The sequence below is a fragment of the Burkholderia sp. 3C genome (assembly GCF_054589155.1).
The window spans coordinates 40,660-46,765 of sequence record NZ_BAAILN010000107.1 but is presented as its reverse complement, the minus strand read 5'-3'; the positions used below and the strand labels follow the sequence as shown (position 1 = coordinate 46,765).

Annotated in this window: 6 protein-coding genes and 1 pseudogene; 4 read left to right on the top strand and 3 right to left on the bottom strand. The window is 67.6% G+C overall.

Features of this window, described 5'->3' with window-relative positions:
- Positions 1-166 (top strand): annotated as a pseudogene (locus tag ACYP33_RS20910) (ankyrin repeat domain-containing protein); the annotation flags it as partial.
- A gap of 88 nt (positions 167-254) precedes the next feature.
- On the opposite strand, the gene ACYP33_RS20905 reads toward ACYP33_RS20910, so the two are convergent.
- The gene (locus ACYP33_RS20905) at positions 255-1,451 is read right to left on the bottom strand and encodes an MFS transporter (protein WP_459623757.1); all 1,197 of its coding nucleotides are present in this window, start codon (positions 1,449-1,451) and stop codon (positions 255-257) included.
- A 111-nt stretch (positions 1,452-1,562) separates the two neighbouring features.
- Between ACYP33_RS20905 and ACYP33_RS20900 the strand changes: the two genes are divergently transcribed.
- The gene (locus tag ACYP33_RS20900) at positions 1,563-2,552 is read left to right on the top strand and encodes an AraC family transcriptional regulator (protein ID WP_459623756.1); all 990 of its coding nucleotides are present in this window, start codon (positions 1,563-1,565) and stop codon (positions 2,550-2,552) included.
- Between the two features lie 13 nt (positions 2,553-2,565).
- On the opposite strand, the gene ACYP33_RS20895 is transcribed toward ACYP33_RS20900, so the two are convergent.
- A complete protein-coding gene (locus tag ACYP33_RS20895; RefSeq protein WP_414449639.1) occupies positions 2,566-3,483 on the bottom strand; it encodes a LysR family transcriptional regulator in 918 nt (305 codons plus the stop codon).
- Positions 3,484-3,592: 109 nt separating this feature from the next.
- On the opposite strand from ACYP33_RS20895, the gene ACYP33_RS20890 reads away from it, so the two are divergent.
- Together ACYP33_RS20890 and mgrA are read left to right on the top strand one after the other, a co-directional pair.
- Positions 3,593-3,985 (top strand): tautomerase family protein, encoded by a 393-nt coding sequence (locus tag ACYP33_RS20890; RefSeq protein WP_459623755.1) that lies wholly within the window; start codon positions 3,593-3,595, stop codon positions 3,983-3,985.
- 176 nt (positions 3,986-4,161) lie between these two features.
- Positions 4,162-5,205, top strand: a complete 1,044-nt coding sequence (mgrA, locus tag ACYP33_RS20885; protein WP_414449637.1) for an L-glyceraldehyde 3-phosphate reductase — start codon at positions 4,162-4,164, stop codon at positions 5,203-5,205.
- A gap of 78 nt (positions 5,206-5,283) precedes the next feature.
- Here mgrA and ACYP33_RS20880 read toward each other — a convergent pair whose 3' ends face one another.
- The gene (locus ACYP33_RS20880) at positions 5,284-6,072 is read right to left on the bottom strand and encodes a class I SAM-dependent methyltransferase (RefSeq protein WP_459623754.1); all 789 of its coding nucleotides are present in this window, start codon (positions 6,070-6,072) and stop codon (positions 5,284-5,286) included.
- Positions 6,073-6,106: the final 34 nt, after the last annotated feature.

Genomic DNA, 6,106 nt, shown 5'->3' with positions numbered 1-6,106 from the left:
GTTCGCCGCGCTGTTCGGGCGGCTCGACCTGCTGCCCGAACTGGTCAAGCGCGGCGCGGACCCGGATCACGCCGACGCGCGCGGCACCACGGCGTTGCGGCTCGCGCAGGCGCAGGGCAACGATGCCGCCTATCACGCGCTGCTGACGGTGGGCGCGACGCGCTGAACCGGCAGGCGGCCGCCCAATTGAAAACAGGCCGCACGCGCTCGCCTGAACGAGACGCGTGCGGCCTGCTTCGCAGGAGCCGGGTGGCTTACTTCAGTTCGCGCCGCACCGGCACGCCGGCCACGATCGTTGCGACTGCAACGATCAGCACCACGGCCGCCGCGACGAACACGCCGGTCGCGCCGCGCGAATCGAACACCACCCCGCCGGCCGCCGCGCCCAGCGAGATCGCCAACTGGATGGCCGCCACGATCAGGCCGCCCGCGCTTTCCGCCTCGTCCGGCACGGTGCGCGTGACCCAGGTCGACCAGGCCACCGGCACGCCGCCGAACGCCGCGCCCCACAAGGCCACCAGCACCGCATCGACCAGCGGCAGCCGGCCGAACAGCGACAGCGCCACGCCGAGCAGCACCATCAGCGCCGGCATCGCGATCATCATCGGCCGCAGCCCGCGTTCGAGCGCGCGGCCCGCCACCGGCGTGAACAGGAAGTTCGCCACGCCGTAGCCCAGCAGGATCGCCGACAGCGCGTTGACGCCCACCCCGGCCACGTCTTCCAGGAACGGGCGCAGGTAGGTGAAGAACGCGAAGTGGCCGGTAAATACCAGCGTGACGGCGAACATGCCGATGCCGACGGTCGGCCGGCGCAGCACGTCGATCAGCGTGCGCAGGCGCGTGGTGCCGCTCGGCGCCATCGACGGCAGCGTCGCGAACTGCGCCGCGAACGCGATCGCGCCGATCGCCGCCGCCGCGTAGAACACGTTGCGCCAACCGATCAGGTGCCCGAAATAGCTGCCGAGCGGCGCGGCGGCGATGGTCGCCACGGCCACGCCGCTGAAGATGATCGACAGCGCTCGTGGCACCATCGCGGGCGGCACCAGCCGCATGGTGGTGGCGGCCGACATGGTCCAGAAGCCGCCGAGCGCGATGCCGAGCAGCACGCGCCCGATCAGGATCGCGCCGAAACCGCTGGCTGAGGCCACCAGCACGTTCGAGGCGATCAGCATCAGCGAGAACGCCAGCAGCACGCGGCGGCGGTCGATGCCGCGCGTCGCCACGGCGGTCAGCAGGCTGGTGACGAGCGCCACCGCGGCGGTCACGGTGACGGCCTGGCCGGCCGTGCCTTCGGTGATGCCGAGGCTGTCGGCGAGCGGCGTGAGCAGGCTCGCGGGCAGGAATTCGGCGGTGACGAGCCCGAACACGCCGAGCGACATCGCATACACGGCGCTCCATGCGGGATGGGCGACGGGGATCGCGGTGTCGGGGGTGGGGGTGGCGATTTCCATGGGTGTGTAGCGTCCGCTCAGGGTTTACGACGAGTGCACAGATTACGGATCAGCGGGATGACGGTCTATGACATACAATCCGCAAAACTTGATCAATCGTCCGAAACAACGATGCCTGAACCCCGCGGATTCGACCCCGATAGCCACGATCTCGTCAGCGAGCTGCTGCTCGGCATGCGCCTGAAGGGCGTGCAATACCGGCGCATTCACGTCGCGCCGCCGTTCGGCATGCGCCTGAACAATGCGCCCGATTGCGCGCAGTTCCACTTCGTCGGGCGCGGCACGGCGCTGCTGCGCGCGGCGAGCGGCGAGACCATCGAGCTGCGCGCGGGCGATGCCGTGCTGATGCCGCACGGTGGCCTGCATTCGTTGCTGTCGGCGCCCGACGTTGCGTGCACCGAGATCACCGAGTTCGATTCTTCGAAGTTGTGCGAAACGATCGCGGCGATCAACGCGATGCACGAGGATCGGCTCGCGAGCGGCGAGGTGGCTGACGACGTGCTGATCTTCAGCGGCTGGATGGAACTGGACCTCGGCGGCATGCAGCCGCTGGTCGCGTCGATGCCCGAGATCATGCATGTGGGCACGCTGCTCGAACGCTATCCCGAGCTGCGCGCGATGCTCGATGCGATGGAGCGCGAATCGTGTCTGGAGCGCGCCGGCTTCGCGGCGGTGCTGGCGCGGCTGGCCGACGTGGTGGCCGCGTTCATCGTGCGCGGCTGGGTGGAATGCGGCTGCGGCGATGCCGAGGGCTGGGTGCAGGCGCTGCGCGACCCGCGCCTGGGCCGCGCGATCGTCGCGCTGCATCGCGAGCCGGGCCGCAACTGGACGGTGGCCGAGCTGGCCGCCGAGGCCGGCAACTCGCGTTCGGTGTTCGCCGAGCGCTTCGTGGCGGCCACCGGCATGACGCCGGTGCGCTACCTGACCGAGCTGCGCATGCGGCTGGCCGCGCAGTGGATCGCGCGCGACCGCGAGCCGATCGAGGCCGTGTCGTATCGGCTCGGTTACGGTTCGCTCGCCGCGTTCAGCCGCGCGTTCAAGCGCACCATCGGCCGGCCGCCCGGCGCGGTGCGCGCGCAGGGCGAGGGCGTGGCGGGCTGAGGCAAGCCTCGCTTCAGCGGCCCTTGCCCTGCCGCGCCTGATCGGCGAACGACGCCGCGACCGATTCGGTCAGCACTGCCACCGCGCGCTTGAAGTTGCCGAGCTGCGGCGGAAACACCAGCCAGATATCGAGCTTCAGGTCGAAATCGCCGGCCTCGATCACGCGCAACTGGCGGCGCCACGGGCTGGCTTTCAGCACGGCGTGCGGCACCAGCCCGAGGCCGAGCCCGTTGGCGACGAGCCGCAATTGCATGTCCGTGTCATAGGTATCCACGCCGAGCCGAAGCGCATGGCCCTGGTCGGCCAGCGCGCGTTCGAGCGCGGCGCGATAGCCGCATCCGTCCGGGTTCAGAATCCACTCGTGCGCCGCCAGCGATGCCATGGCCGCGCGGCGCTCGGCCAGCGGCTTCGCGGCGCTCTGCACGACCTTCACGTCGAAGCGCGCGACGCGGCTGCCGGCCAGGCCGTCCGGCAGCGGTGCGTCTTCCGGCAACATCAGCATCGCCGCGTCGAGCGCACCGCGCTCGATCCTGTCCTGCAGGCGCGTGCTCCAGTCGGTCAGCAATTTCACCTCCAGCGCCGCAAAGCGCTGCTTCATCGCCACCACCGCATCGAACATCACGATATCGGCCAGCACCTGCGGCAGGCCGAAGCGCAGCGTGCCCACCGGCGCGGCGTCGTCGCGCGCGATGTCGTGCAGCTGTTCCAGCGCGCGCAGCAGCGGCACGGCCTGTTCGTAGATGCGGCCCGCCAGCGCGGTGGGGCGCGGCGGCTTGGCGTTGCGGTCGAACAGCGTCGCGCCGAGCATCGCTTCCAGCCGCTGGATGCGCTTCGACACGGTGGATTGCGACACGTACAGGCCGGTGGCGGCGCGCGTGAGCGAGGCCGCGTCGATCACCGCGATAAACGATCTGAGTTCGTCAATCATCATTCCGATTCATCATGTTGATGATGAATATCATTCTCTTGTGGAAACATGGCCGTCAGCCTACTCTGAACATCCGCTGCACGCCAGTGCCGCATCCTCCACGGAGAATCTCATGCCCCTCGCACGAATCAGCCTGTCCAAGGACACCTCGCCCGAAGTCGTCAAGGCGATCAGCGATACGGTGTACGAAGCGATGACCACCGTCGCCAACGTGCCGCCGAACGACAAGTTCCAGGTCATCTCGCGGCACGCGCCCGACGAGCTGATCTATCCGGCCGACGGTTATCTCGGCGTCACGTACACGCCGAGCATCGTGTTCATCCAGGTCACCTGGAACGCCGGCCGCACGGTGGACGTGAAGAAGGCGTTCTATCGCGCCGTGGCCGACGGCATTCACGCGAAAACCGGCCTGCGCAAGGAAGATGTCTGGATCAGCCTGGTGGACGTGGCGCGCGAGGATTGGTCGTTCGGCAATGGCGACATGCAATACGCGCCGAAGGATTGAGAGGCCGCACGAGCACCGCGCAGGTTCGCCGATCTATTCCGCAAATAGATCAATGCGATCTGCAGAATCCATTTCCCTGAACTGCCGGCTGTCCCTACACTTGGCGTTTTGCAGGCGACCCGCCCGGTTTCGCAACGGCGAAGCCGGGAAGTCCCACGGTTCAGGAGAGACGACCCATGACGCAGTATCTGGCTGATTCGAATCGATACAAGGACGCGATGCCGTACCGTCGCGTCGGCCGCAGCGGGATGGTGCTTCCCGCCATCTCGCTGGGCCTCTGGCAGAACTTCGGCGGCGTCGACGTGTTCGAGACGGGCCGCGCCGTGCTGCGCCGCGCGTTCGATCGCGGCGTCACGCACTTCGATCTGGCCAACAACTACGGGCCGCCGGCCGGCTCCGCCGAGGAAAACTTCTCGCGCTGGCTGGCCGCCGACTTCAAGCCGTATCGCGACGAACTCGTGATTTCGACCAAGGCCGGCTGGCAGATGTGGCCCGGCCCGTACGGCGGCCCGACCGGCACGCGCAAGCACCTGATCGCGAGCTGCGAGCAGAGCCTGCGCCGCATGAAGCTCGATTACGTCGACATCTTCTATTCGCATCGCGTCGACGCGAACACGCCGCTCGACGAAACGATGGGCGCGCTCGTGCAACTGCATCGGCAGGGCAAGGCGCTGTATGTCGGCATCTCGTCGTATTCGCCGGAACTGACGCGCGAAGCCGAGAAGATCCTGCGCGCCGAGGGCGTGCCGCTGTTCATTCACCAGCCGAACTATTCGATGCTGAACCGCAGCATCGAGCACGGCCTGCTGCCGACGCTCGAGGAACTGGGCGTGGGCTGCATCGGTTTCTCGCCGCTCGCGCAGGGCTTGCTGACTTCGAAATATCTGAAGGACGTGCCGGCCGACGCCCGCGTGGGCCGCAGCGGGTCGATGAATGCCGGCATGTTGAACGAGCAGAACCTGGAACGCATCCGTGCGCTGAATGCGATCGCCGAACGGCGCGGCCAGACGCTCGCGCAGATGGCGATCGCCTGGACGCTGCGCGACCCGCGCGTGTCGTCCACGCTGATCGGCGCACGCACGGTGGCGCAGCTCGACGATTCGCTCGACGCGGTCAAGCAACTGACGTTCACGGCCGAGGAACTGGCCGAGATCGATCGTCACGCGCAGGACGGCAACGTCGATCTCTGGAAGGTGTCGTCGGGCATCGGCGCGAGCTGAACGACCACGGCGGCCGGTTGCCGCCGTTGAATCGCAGGATGGAAGCGGGCGGCGCGAGCGATTTCGCGCCGCCCGTTTTTATTTGCGTGAAATTCGGTAAACAGCGGCCGGCGGCAGGTTGCGGATCACGCGGCCCACGCAGGTCGCCTTCAGGCCCAGCGCGTCGAGCGTGCCACGCGGAATCGGGCAGCGAAACCCGTAGGTGAACTGAAAGAATGCACCGTCATCGCGCAGATAGTGGAACGCACCGCCCAGGATCGCGGCCACCTTCGGTTTCGGCATCGACAGCAGCGGCAGGCCGCTGACCACCGAGCCGACCGATTGCGGCAGCGCCACGCCGAGCGATTCGAGCCGGGCTGCGTCGCCGATCACGATCTTCGCGTCGGGAAAGCGCTGAGTCAGCAGCGCCGCGAAACGGTCGGTGTTGTCGACCAGGATCAGGTCGCGCTGGGCCACGCCGCGCCTGAGCAGCGCCTTGGTGAAGACGCCGGTGCCGGCGCCGAGTTCGAGCACGGGGCCGTCGGAGCCGGTGATCTCGCGTGTGATCAGGCGGCCTAGCGGCTCGCCGGACGGCGCGATCGCGGCGACGTTCAGCGGATTCTCGAACCAGGACCTCAGGAAGAACAACAGATCGGACGATGCGCTTCGGAGTCGCATGTGGCGAACACCTCGTGAGAAGGTGAGCGCAAGGCGCGCGCACCGGAACGGTAGAGGAAACGCGATGGCTGCCCGCGCGGGCGCAGCCGGAAAAGCAAAACGACTCGTAGTGTTGCATCGTTTTGTGGCCGAAAAAAGGCTCGTCATAGTTCGTTTCATTTTCTTGGGACGAACCGGCCGGATCTGTCCGACCCGTAAGGCCGATGCCATCTTGCCGTCATGAATCGCCGATCAAACGGGGTAA